This window comes from uncultured Vagococcus sp., from assembly GCF_963518325.1.
In the GTDB taxonomy this organism is placed as follows: Bacteria; Bacillota; Bacilli; order Lactobacillales; family Vagococcaceae; genus Vagococcus_D.
In genome coordinates this window covers 261,242-274,793 of sequence record NZ_CAUQJB010000001.1, presented here as the reverse complement: position 1 = coordinate 274,793, position 13,552 = coordinate 261,242, and the positions used below count along the sequence as shown (strand labels likewise).

Genomic DNA, 13,552 nt, shown 5'->3' with positions numbered 1-13,552 from the left:
CTGTTAACAGAAAGGGATGAATGAGAAGAAATGAGGTGGTTAAGTGTTAGTTGAATTAAAGTCAGATCAGGAGTTAGGGCTAGGCTATGAGGTTGTTAAAGAGTTGCGTCAAGCCTTAACTTTAGCTGAGTTTACAGAAAAAGTAACGGATTGCCAAAGGCGAGGGAAGTATCGCTTATTTGCCTGGGAAGTTGAGGGGAAATTAGTCGCTTGTTGTGGCGTTATGCCGATGCCAACGTTATATTACACCGATTGCTTATGGGTAGCGGAATTAATAGTCAGAGAGGGGTTTCGAGGCCAAGGGATAGGCGGACAATTTTTAAGGATCATGGAAAAATGGGCAAAAGCAGAGGGGTATCAGGAAATGGCACTTTCATCAGGGATTCAACGAACAGAGGCTCATCGTTTTTATCAGGAAAAGGCCGATTATCAATTAGTTAGTCATCAATTTCAAAAGAAACTTTGAGCTAACTGGTGCCGATGCCTTATAGGTGACTAAATAGACTTTTGGGTAATTCTAGTGACAAGTTGGAAATTGGCTGTGTAGGGACATAAAGGGAGGTAGTCGATTTACAACAAATTGACTGTCTCCCTTTTGTTAAAATGACTAAAGTTATTGTGATAACAGTAACTAATGAGTTGATGTTATTCCGTATGTATTAACTAAAACCTATATTAAAGATATATTTCGGGTAGGAAAGAATGTGAATAAAGTATCAAACGTGTTATAATACAGGTATCAAATACAGATGGGGGAAATAATATGAAAAAGTTGAAATTAGGTATAATTGCAGTTGCAGCTGTATTGTTTGTGGCAGGATGTAAAGCCGATGATAAAAACGGAACCGCTTCATCTTTAAGTAGCGAGACAGAAGCCACCAAAGCTTCATCAGGTGAGACAGAATCAGGTGCCTCTGAATCAGTCGCTCTGGAGGTGCCAGCCGGAACCTTGGCTATACGTCAATTATACACGGCGCCTCATGGTGATAAGTCTTTTGGGGTAACAACAGTTGTGATGGATGGCGACAAGATTTCAGCAGCATCAACGGATGAATTTTAGTATGTGGCCAAAGCAGATTTTAAAGGTGTGACAAGCTCGGACGGTGGTTTTGGAGAGAACTATCCAACAGACTTAGTGCTGGCGTCTAAGCTGGAAAATGATGAAGCTTACAGTAAAATGATGGCAGAAAAGGGCCAAGCAACGAAGAAATACTCTGAATCAATGACCGCTTTGATGGATTTCGCAGCTGGAAAAACAATTGCAGAGTTGGAAAAAGAATTGGCTGATAATGAAAAAATTACAGACGTGGTAACAGGTGCAACCTTTTCTGATGGCAATGGTTACTTGCAAGCAGTTATAGATACGGCTAAAAATGGTTTTGGCGTTGCCGGAATAAAAGCCACCGATGGAGAGATTGAATTAACTCATACCTATGCAGCACCACATGGGGATAAGGCATTTGCTATCATCAGTTTAGCAAAGGTAGGGGATAAAATCGGTGCAGCTTATGTGGATGAATTCCAATTCCTAGATAAAGGTGATGTACAAGGGGTGCCAAACTCAGATGGCGGTTTTGGTGAAAACTTTGAAGAAGGAACTGTTTTGATTTCTAAGATGACAAACAACGGAGCATACAGCAAGATGATGGCTGACAAAGGCCAAGCAACACAAGACTATGCTGAATCAATGAATGCGATTTTGGCATATGTGACAGGTAAAACAGCTGCAGATATTGATAAAGATGTCAGTGATAATGAAAATATGGTAGATGTCGTGACAGGTGCCACATTTAGCGATACAACTGGTTATGTCAAAGCCATTGCAGATGCAGCAAAATAAACAAAGAATTAAGAAAAATCAAAAAACACACCTCATTTTGAGAAGCTGCTGAAAAACTCATAAAATAACAAAATAGAAAAAACAGGAAAATTCAGTTCCCAAAATAGATTGAAATAAGCGTTCCCAGTGGAAATGAACCTTCACATTCTATTAGTATTTACTACACTAGTGGGAAAAAATAAAAAGTCCAAATTTTCGGTTAAGAAAATTTGGACTTTTTCAGCATCCTCCATTTTGAGGCGTGTTTTTTGATTCTGTTGCTAGTTAGTACTATTTTTGATTAAATGTGCTTAGAAGAGAATCCAGAATAAATGATTCTGCGTGAGAGTAGTTTTTTTTCTTCAACCGAGCCAAGATAACCTGCCAAACTACTGGTTTTTCAATCGGGCAACAGGTGACACCTTCAACGTGATATAACTCATGAATGGGCTTAGGTAAAATTGTGGCAATCTCCTTGTTGATGCGTGTAGCATTTAACATATAGTCCCATGAGCCTGAAGTCAAGATAATGTTAGGGTGAACCTGTTGTCTGCCAAAGGCTTCTGACAATAAATGATGAATCATAAAGGAGTTGTCAAAAATAGCCAGATTTTGGTTGTTGAAATCTTGCCACTGAATGGCCTTCTTTTTTGCCAAAGGATGTTCGCTGGAAAAGAAGGCTGCTAACTCCGATTGCTGAATGTCGTAAGTTTCCACTAGGTGGCTGTTAAATCCAGCGGGCGCCAACAAGACTGCCAAATCAACATTTCCCAGTAACAACTCATCTTTTAATTGATAAGCCCCTATCTCCTTAACGTCAATGGTTATTTTCGGGTTTTTAAGAATTAATTCAGGCATGATAGTCGAAAAAACAACGGCTAATACTAGAGGGGGAATGCCAATGGTAATGGATCCCTCGCTTTCTGCTTGACTGTCATGAAGATGAGTAAACATCTCATCATAAAGGCTTAAGACACTAAGCGCATCCTCGTAATAACGTTCGCCGACATAAGTCAAGCCAGTGATCCGACTGCGTTCACGTTGAAATAGCTTGACGCCTTCTTTTTTTTCGAATTCGTTGACCATCATGCTTAAGGTTGGTTGTGACACATAGAGCATATTGGCAGCATGACTTAGATTGTAATTATGTTTGATAATTGCTGTAAAATAACGTAACTGTTTAATGTCCATCAATGATCACTCCCGTTGTTTTAGAAAAAGATAACTATCAAATATATTAATGATTTTCTTGTCGAGTGAATAGATAATAGTTGTTATAAAGCTGATTATAACACGAAGTATCAATTTTGTTTATACTTATCTAAAAAAAAAGTATTTCAATTAAAGGGCTTTCTTTGTTATTATGTAAATAGAAAGCGCTTTACGAAGCGGAGATGAAAGGAATCAATAACATGATTAATAAAGAAGAGATTGTCATCGTTGAGGCATTAAGAACCGCTGTAGGTTCTTTTGGTGGCGTATTTAAAAATCTGACCGCCATCGATTTAGGTAAAAGGGTATTGACTGAGATCATCACTCGAACTAAATTGGATCCAGGAGAAATTGATGAAGTCATCCTTGGTAATGTTCTTCATGCAGGTTTAGGGCAAAATGTAGCCCGTCAAGTGGCTATACAAGCTAATATTCCCAATGATAAAACAGCGTTCACCTTAGACATGGTCTGCGGGTCTGGTTTGAAAGCCATTCAATTAGCCGTTCAAAGTATTCAAACTGGGGACTCAGAAATTGTGATAGCTGGTGGTACGGAAAGTATGAGTCAAGCGCCTTATGTGCTGCCAACACTACGTTTCGGTCAACGTTTAGGAAATGGAGCGGTTGTGGACAGCCTTGTAACCGATGGCTTAACTGATGCCTTTAAGGGCTATCATATGGGAATCACAGCTGAAAATATCGCGAAAAAATTTGAGATATCAAGGGAAGAGCAAGATGAATTTGCTCAATCTAGTCAGGAAAAAGCAATCAGAGCCATCGCTCAAGGACTCTTTAAGGATGAAATAGTTCCCATGCCTGTTCCTCAAAGAAAACAAAAAGAACCTCTCTATGTGATAGAAGATGAATACCCGAAAAAAGAATCGACGATTGAAGGATTGAAGAAGTTGCGGCCAGCTTTTCAGCCAGAGGGAACTGTCACAGCTGGAAATGCCTCAGGGATAAATGATGGGGCAGCGATGGTATTGTTGATGACAAGAGAAAAAGCAGAACAGCTTGACCTGCCAATCTTAGCCTCAATTGTTAGTTATGCAAGTGCAGGTGTTGCCCCAGAGTTGATGGGAACCGGACCTATTCCAGCTAGTCAAAAAGCGCTTGAAAAGGCTCAGCTTTCCATAGAGGACATGGATTTAATCGAGGCGAATGAAGCCTTTGCCGCTCAAGCAATCAATGTGATGAACGAATTAATGCTTAACCCTGAAAAAGTTAATGTTAATGGTGGTGCAATTGCCCTAGGTCATCCAATTGGTGCCAGTGGAGCTCGAATCCTAGTGACACTTATTCACGAGCTAAAGCGTCGAGATCTATCACTTGGCCTGGCCACACTTTGTATTGGTGGAGGGCAAGGGACTAGTCTGATTATTAAAAATGAAGCAAAACTCCAATAGAAGGAAGTGAAGAACATGTGCAAAGAAATTACCATCGATGAGGCGGTTCATTATATTAAAGAAGGTGACACTATTATGGTCGGCGGCTTTATGACTAACGGAACACCAGAGTATTTAATTGACGCGCTAGTCGAAAAAGGCGTGAAAAATTTAACGTTAATTTGTAACGATGCCGGTTTTCTTGATAAGGGTGTTGGCAAAATGGTCGCGAACAAACAATTCTCTCGGATTATTGCCTCACATATTGGCCTTAACCGAGAAGCTGGCAGACAGATGACCAGTGGTGAAACACGTATTGATCTGGTTCCTCAGGGGACACTAATCGAACAAATTCGCTCAGGTGCTTTTGGGTTAGGTGGTTTTTTAACACCCACAGGCATTGGGACGTTGATTGAAGAAGGTAAACAAGTAATCCGAGTCAATGAGCGGGATTACCTGTTAGAAGAGCCATTAAAGGCCGATGTGGCCCTTATTTTTGCCCACTTAGCAGATGAAAAAGGCAATCTTCAATTTAAAGGGTCTGAAAATAATTTTAATCAAATGATGGCGGCAAATGCCAAAACGACGATTGTTGAAGCACGGAAAATTGTTAAGGCGGGGGAAATTGACCCTAATTTTATTCATACGCCAGGTATTTTCGTTGACTACTTAGTACAGGGAGGTAACTAACATGGCAGATGCAACTGAACTTTCAAAAGAGGTCATTCAATCGAGAATCGCCAAACGAGTGGCACAAGAGTTGTCAGATAATTCCTTAGTCAATTTGGGAATTGGTCTACCAACGAAGGTGGCAAATTATATTCCTGAAACAATGACAGTCACCCTTCAATCTGAAAATGGTTTTGTTGGTTTAACGGCAGCAGATCCTGAACACGATGACCCATCAATTGTGAATGCAGGGGGCCAATCAGTGGGAATCATTCCAGGAGGAGCCTTTTTTGATAGCGCTACATCATTTGGGATTATCAGAGGCGGTCACGTTGATGCTACAGTTTTAGGAGCGTTACAAGTAGATGAATCAGGTAACATTGCCAACTACTTAATTCCTGGAAAGATGGTGCCTGGTATGGGGGGAGCAATGGACTTGCTGGTAGGCGCTAAAAAAGTAATTGTTGCCATGGAGCATACGAACAAAGGCTCATTTAAAATACTTAAAGAGTGTACCTTACCGCTGACGGCATCAAAGGTGGTAGGAATGATTATCACTGAGATGGGTGTATTTGAAATTGTGGCAGAAGGACTAGCAGTCACTGAAATTCATCCTGACTACACATTTGAAGAGGTTCAAAAGGCAACTGGGGTGACCTTAATCAACCAAACAAATTAAAAAATAATGGAGGAAACAACAATGACAAACAAAAAAGAAGTGGTATTTATTACAGGAGCCGCTAGTGGAATTGGAAAGCAAATTGGCGAAACATTTTTAAAAGAAGGGAAAACAGTCATCTTTTCAGATATTAATCAGGTCAAATTAGATGAAGTAGTTGCAGAATACCGTAACCAAAACTTGGATGCGGACAGCGTACTTTGTGATGTCAGCAAAGAAAGTGCTATTAATGGTGCAATTGATACCGTGATTGACAAATACGGAAAAATCGATATCTTAGTTAATAACGCAGGTCTTCAGCATGTGTCATTAATAGAAGACTTCCCAACTGAAAAATTTGAATTTATGATTAAATTAATGCTGACAGCACCTTTTATCGCTATCAAACGAGTTTTACCTATCATGAAAAAGCAAAAACACGGTCGTATTATTAATATGGCGTCGATAAATGGTGTGATTGGTTTTGCTGGTAAATCAGCTTACAATTCAGCTAAGCATGGGTTAATAGGCTTAACAAAGGTGGCCGCCCTAGAAGCGGCGGCAGATGGTATTACCGTGAACGCCATTTGCCCAGGATATGTTGATACACCACTTGTCAGAGGACAATTTGAAGATTTATCAAAGACACGTAATATTCCCTTGGAAAATGTCCTTGAAGAAGTTTTATACCCGTTAGTTCCACAAAAACGGTTGTTGGATGTCCAGGAAATTGCTGACTATGTTTCATTTTTAGCTAGTGATAAAGCTAAAGGGGTGACTGGACAAGCTTGTCTACTTGATGGCGGTTATACAGCTCAATAAGATTGATTGATCAAGAGTTAAGACAAAAGGTCTGGCTCTTGATCGTTCTAGGAGGAACAATTATGGAAGTTATTGGATCGGTCGGCGTGTTACTGGGTGTTATTGCGATTATTTACTTTTCATTAAAAGAGATAAATATTATGGTTGCGGCACCCTTGGCCACTGCAATCGTGGTGATCATGAATCAAATGGACCCTGTTACATCGCTATTGGGGAAAGAACCCAATCAATTTATGGGAGCATTATCCACCTATATATTAAATTATTTTGCCATCTTTTTATTGGGATCCATTCTGGCAAAATTAATGGAAATAAGTGGGGCTACCACATCAATCGCCGATTATATTTTACAGAAAGTAGGGTATGACAGCCCGTTCAAAGTTTTGGTAGCCATCTTTTTAGTGAGTTCTATCCTTACTTATGGTGGGATTAGTTTGTTTGTCGTGATGTTTGCGGTTCTGCCATTAGCTAGAAGTCTGTTCAAAAAAATGAATCTGTCCTGGAACCTGATTCAAGTACCACTTTGGTTAGGGATTGCCACATTCACTATGACAATCTTGCCAGGAACACCTGCAATCCAAAATGTTATTCCGATTCAGTACTTGGACACCTCATTAACAGCGGCGGCAATTCCAAGTATTTTGGGAAGTATTGGTTGTGTGGCATTTGGATTAGTTTATATGAAACGTTGTTTGACTAAAAGTTTAGCAAAAGGTGAGACTTATGGGACCTATACAACTGACTCTCACGAGGAAGTCACTGAAAAAGAACTTCCTAATTTTTTTCCAAGTATTGCGCCACTTCTGCTATTAATTGTTCTGGCGTTGACAGGTAGTATATTTGGGAATGAATTTATGAAAAAAAATGTTATTTATATCGCCTTATTATCGGCTATCATTTTAGGGTTGCTTCTGTTTCACCGATTTACACCAGATAAAATTAGAGTGTTGAACTTAGGCGCAACTGGAGCAATCGGCCCGATATTTGCAACAGCATCTGCCGTGGCCTTTGGAGCAGTGGTGATGATTGCCCCGGGATTTAAAATTTTCTCTGATATTATCATGAATATTCCTGGAAACCCATTAATCAGTTTGACGGTCTTAACTTCTTCGATGTCAGCTATTACAGGTTCATCTTCTGGAGCACTAGGCATCGTCATGCCAAACTTCGCTGATTATTATTTAAGTAAAGGGCTTGATCCGCAAATGATTCACCGAGTAGCGGCAGTTGCTTCAAATATTTTGACAATTGTCCCTCAAAGTGGCGTTTTTCTAACCTTTCTTAGCTTGACGGGGTTAACTCACAAAAATGCGTTCAAAGAGACCTTTATCACTGTTTCCGTAAGCACCTTAATCGCTGTGATTATCATTATTATTTCAGGGTCATTTTTCTATTAATTGAGAATGGACCGTCTATTAAAAAAGAGCAACTATCTTCATAAGTCGCTCTTTTTTTTGTTGCTCACTTTGTCAGATTTTATAGCTTGAGCCATAAAGCGGGGCGCACACCGCCGGTACATTTTCCATCTGCAATATTACGTTTAAGGATATTATTCCCTTGAATACCTATATTTCCATCGATTCCGTGAATAAACGCCGCCTTGAGACTGACACGTCCTGGTGATCGGAGCCACCACCAGCACCATTCTTTTTTTGTGGCAAGTGCTGCTAGGCGCCGTCTGTTATTGTTATCTTTTCTCTCAAACCGATAGCGTTGATTTTTTCCAGGGTGATATAATTTTGCCGAACTATCACCAAAATAACGACAAGCAACATCTTCAAGACTTAATAAAAATAAGTGGTCCGTGGTGTCAGGCCCTCCAGCAGTGCCATACCATTGATTATCTGGATTTTTATTGATGACAGGCAGAATTTTTGCTTTAGCACTATCGCTAAAGCGGTCATAAAACTCACCGTTTAAATACCCTCTTAAGGCGCTAGCAGCCCAGTTGATAGTTGAATAGGTATCGTGGTAAGATCGTTGTTCAATAATCCTCTCGGTAATCAACAGCCTATCTGGCTGATTATCAAGTACACGGCAGTCATAGCCACCAAATGAGAGAATTGCACCAGTTTCATAGTTATCCATAATAACCTCCATCTTTGTTATTACGTTTCTTTTATAGGAAATAATAAATCAAGTTGCAGATAGTTCATTTCCGAGTGATGGGTCTGGACAAAGTTGTAGAAATTTAGGGTTTCTTCGAAGCCTTGTCCAAAAACCGTTTCAGCAGAGTTCCAACGTGGTGATCCCCAATCATTATCATACTGCTCACTTTCCTCAACCCATTCTTTTAGCCAGCGCCAATCTGCAAAATCCCAGGCCCGCAGTACATGGGCAGCGTATAAGCCACCTTTAAACTGTCGTTTCACCAGAGGAGAAGGGACCTCCATGTCCTTGGGAATAGATACCCAACTTTCATAAATTTGTGAGTTTTCACCAATGCTGACGGCTTCTTCTGAGCAATCAAAGCCGAAGCTGCGAGCATCTGGTTTGATTGCCAGGAGGTTGGTTTCAGTGACAAAATGGCTGATAATAGCAATGGTCTGACTTTCACATCCTTCTCCAGAAGCATAGGCAGCGGCGATCGTCATCGGGGGTAAATAAATAATTCGCACATCTTTATCTGTTAACTTGTTTAAATCGTCACTTGCTTTAGTTAATTCATTCATGGTCACATTCTCCTTTGTCTCTTTGATTTGGTTATCAGAAAAAGGAAGAGCGTTTATCACGGAAAACAATGCCTCGTCGCCTAGTAAATTCAAGCTAACATTAGTCATGGCACTAATTTCTTCTGCAAAGCGTATCAGTATGGATTTGACTGTTGATAATGCGGTTAGTTCGGTATCAAGTTGTTCGATAGTTTGCCTGAAGATTTCAACAATTTGACTAGCATCTGAATGATCAAGAATCCGAATGATTTGTTTGACTGGAATCCGTAATTTACGTAAGATGATGATTTGGCGTAAACGAATCAAAGCTGTCTCATTATAGACTCGATACGCATAATCTGGTTTTCGCAAGCTTTCAATAAGCCCGACTTGCTCATAATAACGCAACATTCGTGTAGAAATACCATAGTCATTGGCAACTTGACTGATTGTTTGAAGTTCCATTTTATCCCTCGTTTCTTTTTCTATGTACATCATGTTAAATAAGCAGACATATAATTCCATTAAATAATTTAATAGGAACTATATAGTTTAAGTTTAAAGGACGACACGGTGTCAGAGTCAACGGTTAATTAACCCCTCTATTAATAGATGGTGAAATTAAGTGAGGAAGCAATCGCTATCAACTTGTTTTTATTACAATGTTTTGCAACTAGTGTAGCATGAATAATGAACGATTTCTATCGAAAGAAGTGAGTCAAAACAGACATGACGTTAGCCATAAAGAGCTCCTTTTTTTAGCAGTAGAGTAGCTGTCTCTCAAGAGTGGCATCTGTTATAATGAAAGAAATAAAGACACGAGGAGACAAACAATGGAAATCAAAAATGTGGCATCTGAGACATTTAGTGGGGTGATTGGACTGTATCAAAAAGATCAAACGTTACTTGAAATGCCTTATGGCTTTCGCGACTTACCCAATCAGCTAGAGAATAATCGGGAGACGTTATTCGGTACAGCTTCTGCTGGTAAAGCATTTGTAGCAGTTGGGATTATGACCCTAATCGAAGCTGGCAGCATTCAGTTAACATCAACGTTAGCAGAGTTACTGCCAGATGATTTAGGGGTGGTTGATCGAGAGATTACCATTTACGAGTTATTAACTCATACGTCAACGATTCAAGATTATTTCGATGAGTCCATTATGGAAGATTACGATGAACTCTGGCAGGATTTTCCCAATTATCGAATTCGCCAGAATCATGACTTGTACCCCTTGTTTATTCATAAACCTGTCAATCCGGCCAATCGAGGAAAATTTCAATACAATAATTCAGGATTTGTGATGCTGGCATCTGTTATTGAAGCCGTCACAGACAAGCCTTTTGATGAGTACCTTCAAGTGGCAGTCTTTGAACCAGCGGGCATGACTCGGACTGGGTATTATGAACTGGATCGCCTACCTGCGAACACAGCCAGTGCCTATTGTTTTGACGAGAAAACACAAGCTTATTACACGAATATCTACAGTGTAGACGTCAAGGGCACCGGTGCAGGTGGTTGTTTGACGACAGTAGGAGATGTTCGCCGTTTTTGGCAAGCCTTGTTGAATGACAGACTGGTTAGTGCTGTTAGCCGTGAGCAGATGTTCACTCAGCAGGCAACTAATGGTGAAGAAATCTATGGACTGGGTTTTTGGTTGACTGAATTAAACGGGCAACTAGTTCCTTATTTTGAAGGAATGGACCCGGGGATTTGTTTCTTTAGTTTATATGATGTGACGCGCGAGGTGAACGTGATTGCCATAAGCAATAAAACCGATAATGTATGGCAAATAGGGATGGACTTTTTTAAGCAAGTCTAAAAAAACAGAGAACTGACTATCGTCAATTCTCTGTTTTTTATTAGATTCGTTTCTTTTTGTAAAGCAAGCCAATTGTTAGACCTAAAACTATTAGACCGAGATAAGGCAGTGAAGTTTTGACTGCTTCACCTGTTTGAGGTAATAGTCCTTTTTTAGCTGTTGAATCAAGTTCTTTTTTGTTGCTCGATGAAGGCGTTGTACCTGAGCCATTCCCCTTGTTGCTGGAAGAACTTGATGAGCTAGTGTCTGCCGATGAAGTAGAATCACTGGTAGAACTAGACGTATCACTTGATGTTGAGCTGGATGTGTCACTTGACGACGTGGTGTCGCTAGTGCTAGAGCTCTCATTGGGTAAAGCTTCCGTGTCTTTTGTGTAGACATAAGCTACGCGTTGAGGGGCGTTTGTAAATTTACCTTCTGCATTGGCAGGAACCTCTTTAAGAGTGTAACCTTTAAACGTTTTGTTTTCAGTTTGGTAATTGGCACCGACCAGACCATCCAAAACTATTTTAGGTGCTAACTCTGTTTCCGTATCGGTCATGTATGTTACTGTCACTGAGCCACTAAGCGGGTCAGGCGTTTTAATCAACGTGGCCTCAGATTCCATCCCAGCCGCATCGACTGCTGTGACGTAATAGTTTTTATCAGTAGTTCGAGTAGTTGGCAGTGGATACGTATGTGTTTTGTCAGTGCCAGCCCAAATTCGGTCCACAATGTTGTCTGCTGATTTGGTTGTTTCAGCAGCGGAACCCTCACCACTATATAACACGTAATAACGAGTGGTTTCATTAGCTGTTGCATCTGACCATTTTAAGGTGATGGCATCTTTACTGATGGCCACCGGAGCAGTCAGTGTTTCATGGGATAACCATGGTTTTTCTGGTACCAAGGTCGGCAAGTTAAAGTAGCCTTCTTTTAATAATTCGATAGAGGCATTTTTAGCCTGGTGTCTTTCTTTCAAATTTTCAGCTAAACTGTTAATGTCTGATGGCTGAATATCGTTGTAACTAAAGAGAGCACTCCCTTTAATATTGGCGTAGTTCTGATGAAATTTCAGTTGATTCGGCACTTCCTCAGGGTTTAACCAAGAGGCATCCCAGCCGCCATTGCTAACATGTTTATAGTTGGCATGACCGACATAGACTTGAGTATGACTTCCTTCAGCTGCATTATTCCACCAGCGAGTTAATTCGCCATAAGGAGCAGCAGCTTGATCAAAACTCCAATAAATTTGGGGAATCACATAGTCAAGGCTTTCTTCTTTCATCCACTTATAAGTATCCGCGTAAATACTAGACGAATAAGATTGTGAAGAACCTGTCGGTGTATTAGATCCTAGGGGATTATTTGCTTTGTGCTCCCAAATACCAAAGGGGCTAATACCGAACTGAACCGCCTTTTTATTCGTTTGATTATGTGTATCAATCACGGTTTTTAGACCGTCGACTAAGGCAGTAATATTATCACGTCGCCATGCTTCAATATCTGTGTAGCCCGCGCCATATTGTTGAAAGGTATCGGCATCTTCACCTTTATCACCAAAGATTACATTAACACCATCGACGGTTATGCGGTACGGGTAAAAGTAATCGTCAAAGTGAATCGCATCCACATCATAGTTGTGCACCACTTCAGCAATGGAGGACACAACATAATCACGAACAGCTGGAATCCCCGGGTTTAAAAATAGTTTTTCATCAAATGACAAAACATTTTCAGGATGGAGAAGGGCATAGTTATTACTTGCTAGAATGCCTGCTTTTCCTAAAGCTTTGACCTGTTCAGCAGTGCTTAAAGCCAAAATTTCTTCTTTCGTTAGGCCAGTTTTTTTCAAAATACTGTCACTAGATAGTTTGGTGTTGCTCACACGGTAAGGATTAAACCAGGCATGATATTCCATGCCTGCCTGATGGGTAGCGTCAACCATCCATTTTAAAGGATCGTAGCCAGGATCTGTCCCTTGTTGACCAGTGATAAACTCCGACCAAGGGTTTAATTCCGATGGATAATAAGCATCCAAAAGAGGGCGAACTTGGAACATCATCGCATTCATGTTCCAATCAGAAAAATCATTCAAAATTTTCAAATAATTCTCCTGGAAATTTGCCTGAGAAGTTGCCTTAGGAAAATTCAAATTACTGATGGTAGCGACCCAAGAACTCTTAAATTGATTTTTGGGTTGCTCATAAAGAGTTGGGATGGTAATAAAGTCACTCGAATTAGCATAAAAGGGAACGGGTGTCGCGGTATCATAACCTAGTGTACCGTCCGCTTTTTTCCCGAATTTATAAAGCGGCTGAGATTCCGCTAATGCTCCAACAGGCAATAGAAGCGTGCTAAGGGCTAATAATGCTGTCACTCCAAACTTTTTCTTCAACGATAAATTCCTCCATTTTTCGAAATAATTGATAACGTTATCAGTGCTTTCAATATATCATTTATGAAATAATATTTCAAGTTAATATACAAAAAAACGGAATATAATTTAACGGCGTTCGAACAATCTATCAAAG

The 13,552-nt window shown here is 40.2% G+C and carries 13 protein-coding genes; 9 read left to right on the top strand and 4 right to left on the bottom strand.

Annotated elements, in window-relative coordinates:
* Positions 1–43 precede the first annotated feature (43 nt).
* The 3 genes from RWN13_RS01310 (at position 44) to RWN13_RS01300 (ending at position 1,840) form a co-directional block, all read left to right on the top strand.
* Positions 44–466 carry a GNAT family N-acetyltransferase gene (locus RWN13_RS01310; RefSeq protein WP_314059674.1) on the top strand — a complete coding sequence of 141 codons (423 nt, stop codon included), beginning with the start codon at positions 44–46 and terminating at the stop codon, positions 464–466.
* Positions 467–763: 297 nt separating this feature from the next.
* On the top strand, positions 764–1,060 hold the full coding sequence (locus RWN13_RS01305) for a hypothetical protein (protein WP_314059672.1): 297 nt from the start codon (positions 764–766) through the stop codon (positions 1,058–1,060).
* A 3-nt stretch (positions 1,061–1,063) separates the two neighbouring features.
* Complete coding sequence (locus RWN13_RS01300) at positions 1,064–1,840, top strand: hypothetical protein (protein WP_314059671.1); 777 nt, start codon at positions 1,064–1,066, stop codon at positions 1,838–1,840.
* Positions 1,841–2,110: 270 nt separating this feature from the next.
* On the opposite strand, the gene RWN13_RS01295 is transcribed toward RWN13_RS01300, so the two are convergent.
* Positions 2,111–3,010 carry a LysR family transcriptional regulator gene (locus tag RWN13_RS01295; protein WP_314059670.1) on the bottom strand — a complete coding sequence of 300 codons (900 nt, stop codon included), beginning with the start codon at positions 3,008–3,010 and terminating at the stop codon, positions 2,111–2,113.
* 221 nt (positions 3,011–3,231) lie between these two features.
* Here RWN13_RS01295 and RWN13_RS01290 point away from each other — a divergent pair, with 221 nt between their 5' ends.
* The 5 genes from RWN13_RS01290 to RWN13_RS01270 all read left to right on the top strand — a co-directional run bounded on the left by RWN13_RS01290 (position 3,232) and on the right by RWN13_RS01270 (position 7,962).
* On the top strand, positions 3,232–4,437 hold the full coding sequence (locus RWN13_RS01290) for an acetyl-CoA C-acetyltransferase (protein ID WP_314059669.1): 1,206 nt from the start codon (positions 3,232–3,234) through the stop codon (positions 4,435–4,437).
* 15 nt (positions 4,438–4,452) lie between these two features.
* The gene (locus tag RWN13_RS01285; RefSeq protein ID WP_314059666.1) at positions 4,453–5,106 is read left to right on the top strand and encodes a CoA transferase subunit A; all 654 of its coding nucleotides are present in this window, start codon (positions 4,453–4,455) and stop codon (positions 5,104–5,106) included.
* 1 nt (position 5,107) lies between these two features.
* Positions 5,108–5,764 carry a 3-oxoacid CoA-transferase subunit B gene (locus RWN13_RS01280; RefSeq protein WP_314059665.1) on the top strand — a complete coding sequence of 219 codons (657 nt, stop codon included), beginning with the start codon at positions 5,108–5,110 and terminating at the stop codon, positions 5,762–5,764.
* 21 nt (positions 5,765–5,785) lie between these two features.
* On the top strand, positions 5,786–6,565 hold the full coding sequence (locus RWN13_RS01275) for a 3-hydroxybutyrate dehydrogenase (RefSeq protein WP_314059663.1): 780 nt from the start codon (positions 5,786–5,788) through the stop codon (positions 6,563–6,565).
* A gap of 62 nt (positions 6,566–6,627) precedes the next feature.
* A complete protein-coding gene (locus tag RWN13_RS01270) occupies positions 6,628–7,962 on the top strand; it encodes a GntP family permease (protein ID WP_314059660.1) in 1,335 nt (444 codons plus the stop codon).
* A 79-nt stretch (positions 7,963–8,041) separates the two neighbouring features.
* On the opposite strand, the gene RWN13_RS01265 is transcribed toward RWN13_RS01270, so the two are convergent.
* Positions 8,042–8,653 (bottom strand): DUF6273 domain-containing protein, encoded by a 612-nt coding sequence (locus RWN13_RS01265; RefSeq protein ID WP_314059659.1) that lies wholly within the window; start codon positions 8,651–8,653, stop codon positions 8,042–8,044.
* 20 nt (positions 8,654–8,673) lie between these two features.
* The gene (locus RWN13_RS01260; protein ID WP_314059657.1) at positions 8,674–9,681 is read right to left on the bottom strand and encodes a MerR family transcriptional regulator; all 1,008 of its coding nucleotides are present in this window, start codon (positions 9,679–9,681) and stop codon (positions 8,674–8,676) included.
* A 368-nt stretch (positions 9,682–10,049) separates the two neighbouring features.
* On the opposite strand from RWN13_RS01260, the gene RWN13_RS01255 reads away from it, so the two are divergent.
* Complete coding sequence (locus RWN13_RS01255) at positions 10,050–11,039, top strand: serine hydrolase domain-containing protein (protein WP_314059654.1); 990 nt, start codon at positions 10,050–10,052, stop codon at positions 11,037–11,039.
* Positions 11,040–11,079: 40 nt separating this feature from the next.
* Here the strand turns inward: RWN13_RS01255 and RWN13_RS01250 are convergent, their stop codons facing one another.
* On the bottom strand, positions 11,080–13,416 hold the full coding sequence (locus RWN13_RS01250) for a family 10 glycosylhydrolase (RefSeq protein ID WP_314059652.1): 2,337 nt from the start codon (positions 13,414–13,416) through the stop codon (positions 11,080–11,082).
* Between the last annotated feature and the right edge of the window lie 136 nt (positions 13,417–13,552).

Bases quoted from the DNA above. Each gene is read 5' to 3' on its own strand.
- RWN13_RS01305 (WP_314059672.1), top strand. From the start codon at position 764: ATGAAAAAGTTGAAATTAGGTATAATTGCAGTTGCAGCTGTATTGTTT.
- RWN13_RS01295 (WP_314059670.1), bottom strand. From the start codon at position 3,010: ATGGACATTAAACAGTTACGTTATTTTACAGCAATTATCAAACATAAT.
- RWN13_RS01290 (WP_314059669.1), top strand. From the start codon at position 3,232: ATGATTAATAAAGAAGAGATTGTCATCGTTGAGGCATTAAGAACCGCT.
- RWN13_RS01285 (WP_314059666.1), top strand. From the start codon at position 4,453: ATGTGCAAAGAAATTACCATCGATGAGGCGGTTCATTATATTAAAGAA.
- RWN13_RS01280 (WP_314059665.1), top strand. From the start codon at position 5,108: ATGGCAGATGCAACTGAACTTTCAAAAGAGGTCATTCAATCGAGAATC.
- RWN13_RS01275 (WP_314059663.1), top strand. From the start codon at position 5,786: ATGACAAACAAAAAAGAAGTGGTATTTATTACAGGAGCCGCTAGTGGA.
- RWN13_RS01270 (WP_314059660.1), top strand. From the start codon at position 6,628: ATGGAAGTTATTGGATCGGTCGGCGTGTTACTGGGTGTTATTGCGATT.
- RWN13_RS01265 (WP_314059659.1), bottom strand. From the start codon at position 8,653: ATGGATAACTATGAAACTGGTGCAATTCTCTCATTTGGTGGCTATGAC.
- RWN13_RS01260 (WP_314059657.1), bottom strand. From the start codon at position 9,681: ATGGAACTTCAAACAATCAGTCAAGTTGCCAATGACTATGGTATTTCT.
- RWN13_RS01255 (WP_314059654.1), top strand. From the start codon at position 10,050: ATGGAAATCAAAAATGTGGCATCTGAGACATTTAGTGGGGTGATTGGA.